The organism is uncultured Bacteroides sp., from assembly GCF_905207245.1.
Classification (GTDB): Bacteria; Bacteroidota; Bacteroidia; order Bacteroidales; family Bacteroidaceae; genus Bacteroides.
Genome location: NZ_CAJLKP010000172.1, coordinates 1 through 3,506, shown reverse-complemented (window position 1 = coordinate 3,506; position 3,506 = coordinate 1). Strand labels below are relative to the sequence as shown.

Annotated in this window: 3 protein-coding genes and 1 pseudogene; all 4 read left to right on the top strand. The window is 49.5% G+C overall.

Features of this window, described 5'->3' with window-relative positions:
• On the top strand, nucleotides 1–253 hold a 253-nt coding region (locus QZ135_RS24745), incomplete at its 5' end, for a DUF6563 family protein (protein WP_365979447.1).
• A gap of 113 nt (nucleotides 254–366) precedes the next feature.
• Nucleotides 367–2,343, top strand: coding sequence for a urocanate hydratase (locus QZ135_RS24740; protein ID WP_294615766.1), 1,977 nt, complete (start codon nucleotides 367–369; stop codon nucleotides 2,341–2,343).
• Nucleotides 2,344–2,424: 81 nt separating this feature from the next.
• A complete protein-coding gene (ftcD, locus tag QZ135_RS24735) occupies nucleotides 2,425–3,324 on the top strand; it encodes a glutamate formimidoyltransferase (protein WP_294615764.1) in 900 nt (299 codons plus the stop codon).
• Nucleotides 3,325–3,367: 43 nt separating this feature from the next.
• A pseudogene (locus QZ135_RS24730) lies at nucleotides 3,368–3,506 on the top strand (imidazolonepropionase); the annotation flags it as partial.

Sequence of the window (3,506 nt, the reverse complement as noted above, 5' to 3'; positions counted from 1 at the left end):
GGCGGCAAGTACTACTCAGCCCGCCGATGCCACGAAGCTCGGTGGAGATGTGGGCACAGCCATTGCAGCGTCGGGATTGGTGAATGCGCGTGTCTACTATGAATTGAATCCGGAGACAGGTAAAGTGGAATTTGTAGGAAAAGACAAGATGCTGCTTCTGCTGAAGAATGAACCGGAACTGCTGGAAGCCTTCTTACAGGAAAGTAGTGAGAGGGCGGAAGTCACAGGTAAGTACCTACTGCAATTGAAATGACGAAATGATAAATAAATCCCGGTATCCTTTGCTGATATCGGGATTTATTTCTATATTGCGGCAGCTTACGGAAGTAAACTGATGACATTTTGTAACCTTTCATCCTGCATGTTATGGAAATAACCCTAAGTAACACATTGCCCCCTTACCCTACTTTCGTTGAGGGTATCCGGCGGGCTCCCGACCGTGGTTTTACTCTTTCGCCTGCACAGACGGCCACGGCGTTGAAGAACGCATTGCGCTATATTCCCAAAGAATTACATGAAACCCTTGCCCCGGAGTTCATGGAAGAGCTTCGCACACGCGGGCGCATCTACGGCTACCGATACCGTCCACAGGGCGACCTTAAGGCGAAACCTATCGATGCGTATAAGGGGAATTGCATCGAAGGCAAAGCATTCCAGGTAATGATTGACAATAATCTTTGTTTTGATATTGCCCTCTATCCTTACGAGCTTGTCACATACGGTGAGACGGGACAGGTGTGCCAGAACTGGATGCAATATCGTCTTATCAAACAATATCTCGAAGTGCTGACGCAAGACCAGACACTCGTTATCGAGAGCGGACACCCGTTGGGCCTGTTCCGTTCCAAGCCCGAAGCACCGCGCGTCATTATTACGAACGCCATGATGGTAGGCCTTTACGATAACCAGAAAGACTGGCACGTCGCCATGCAAATGGGCGTTGCCAATTACGGGCAGATGACTGCCGGAGGTTGGATGTACATTGGTCCGCAAGGTATTGTGCACGGCACTTTCAATACACTTCTGAATGCCGGACGCATGAAACTCGGTATTCCCCAGGGAGGCAACTTGCAGGGGCGTCTATTTATATCTTCCGGTTTGGGAGGCATGAGCGGTGCCCAGCCCAAAGCGGCGGAGATGGCGGGAGCGGCTTCTATTATTGCAGAGGTGGATATGTCCCGTATTGAAACCCGTCACCGGCAAGGTTGGGTGGGGCACGTCACAGATTCCATTTCCGAGGCCTTTTCACTGGCTCGCGAAGCGATGGATGGCAAGCGGCCTATCTCCATTGCCTATCATGGTAATATTGTCGATTTGCTGGAATATGCCGTAAATCAAACTATACATATTGATTTACTTTCCGACCAAACCTCCTGCCACGCTGCTTACGAAGGCGGTTACTGCCCGGTGGGATTGACATTTGAGGAACGTACGAACCTGCTGCATGAAAATCCGCAAGAATTCTGCGGGCTGGTGGATGAATCGTTGGTACGTCACTTCCGTGCGATAAAAGCACTTGTGGAGCGTGGAACTTATTTCTTTGATTATGGCAACTCCTTTATGAAAGCCATCTACGATGCCGGAGTCCGGGAAATAGCAAAAGAAGAGGATGACAAGAACGGTTTTATCTTCCCCAGCTATGTGGAAGACATTATGGGGCCGCAGCTTTTCGACTATGGTTACGGACCGTTCCGTTGGGTGTGTCTGAGTGGCGAGCATGAAGATTTAATAAAGACCGACCATGCCGCTATGGAATGTATCGACCCGAACCGGCGCGGGCAGGATTTGGATAATTACAACTGGATACGCGATGCGGAAAAGAATAACCTTGTGGTGGGTACGCAGGCACGCATTCTCTATCAGGATGCTGTGGGACGTATGAATATAGCACTGAAATTTAACGAAATGGTGCGTAATGGCGAAGTCGGGCCAATCATGCTGGGACGTGACCATCACGATGTCAGCGGTACGGATTCTCCTTTCCGGGAAACTTCGAATATTAAAGACGGCAGTAATGTCATGGCAGATATGGCTGTGCAGTGTTTCGCCGGAAACTGTGCGCGGGGCATGAGCCTTGTGGCATTGCATAATGGCGGTGGTGTCGGCATCGGAAAGGCGATTAACGGTGGCTTCGGTATGGTGTGCGATGGCAGCGAGCGGGTAGACGAGATACTCCGTTCAGCTATGCTTTGGGACGTGATGGGCGGTGTGGCACGCCGTTCGTGGGCACGAAATGAGCATGCGATGGAGACGAGCGAAGAGTTCAACCGGACATATGCTGACGGTTACCATATCACAATGCCATATGTGGCGGATGAAGAACTGGTTAATAAGTATATATAATGACTACTTTTTTAATCTGCCACCTGCCCTTTGGGCATTTTACTAAAGATATAATAAGAACACTCAAAATAGAAAACCCATATGAATAAAATCGTTGAATGTGTCCCCAATTTCAGTGAGGGACGTGACTTGCAGAAAATAGACCAAATCATATCACCTTTCCGTGGAAAGCAAGGTGTAAAACTCTTGGATTATAGCAATGACGAGGACCATAACCGCCTGGTCGTTACCGTGGTGGGCGAGCCCGAATCGCTTCGCGACGCCGTCCTCGAAGCCATCGGTATTGCCGTTCAGCTCATCGACCTTAATCACCACACCGGTCAACACCCCCGTATGGGGGCTGTCGATGTAGTTCCTTTCATCCCTATCAAGAATGTGACGATGGAAGAAGCCATCGCCCTCTCCAAAGAAGTCGGTGCTGAGGTAGCTAAACGTTATAATCTTCCGGTTTTCCTGTATGAAAAATCAGCTTCTGCTCCCCATCGCGAAAATCTTGCCGCTGTGCGTAAAGGCGAGTTCGAAGGCATGGCGGAAAAGATAAAACTCCCCGAATGGCAACCTGATTTCGGACCTGCCGAGCGGCATCCGACTGCCGGAACAGTTGCCGTTGGTGCCCGTATGCCGTTGGTGGCTTATAATATTAACCTCAGCACCGCCAATCTGGACATTGCCCACGACATTGCTAAGAAAATCCGTTTCATCGGTGGTGGGCTGCGCTATTGCAAGGCAATGGGGGTAGAGTTGAAAGACCGGGGTATTACACAAGTATCCATCAATATGACGGACTACACCCGTACTGCCCTTTACCGTGCTTTCGAACTAACCCGCATTGAAGCACAACGTTATGGAGTGAGCATCGTGGGCAGCGAGATTATTGGCCTCGTTCCGATGGAGGCGCTGATAGACACCGCTTCCTATTATCTCGGATTGGAGAATTTCTCCATGCAGCAAGTGCTTGAGGCGCGGATTATGGAAGAATAACTGAACACGAATTGCGCAAATTACACAAATAAAGTTTTTGAATATGACTGAAAACCTGATAATTTTCAATGCGCGTGTTGTGACGCCTATCGGTTTTTCCGCCCGTTGTGGTAAGGAAATGGGCGAGTTGTGCATCATAGACAATGCTACGATAGAAGTGACCGACGGTATCATTTCCTACG

Bases quoted from the DNA above. Each gene is read 5' to 3' on its own strand.
- QZ135_RS24740 (WP_294615766.1), top strand. From the start codon at position 367: ATGGAAATAACCCTAAGTAACACATTGCCCCCTTACCCTACTTTCGTT.
- ftcD (WP_294615764.1), top strand. From the start codon at position 2,425: ATGAATAAAATCGTTGAATGTGTCCCCAATTTCAGTGAGGGACGTGAC.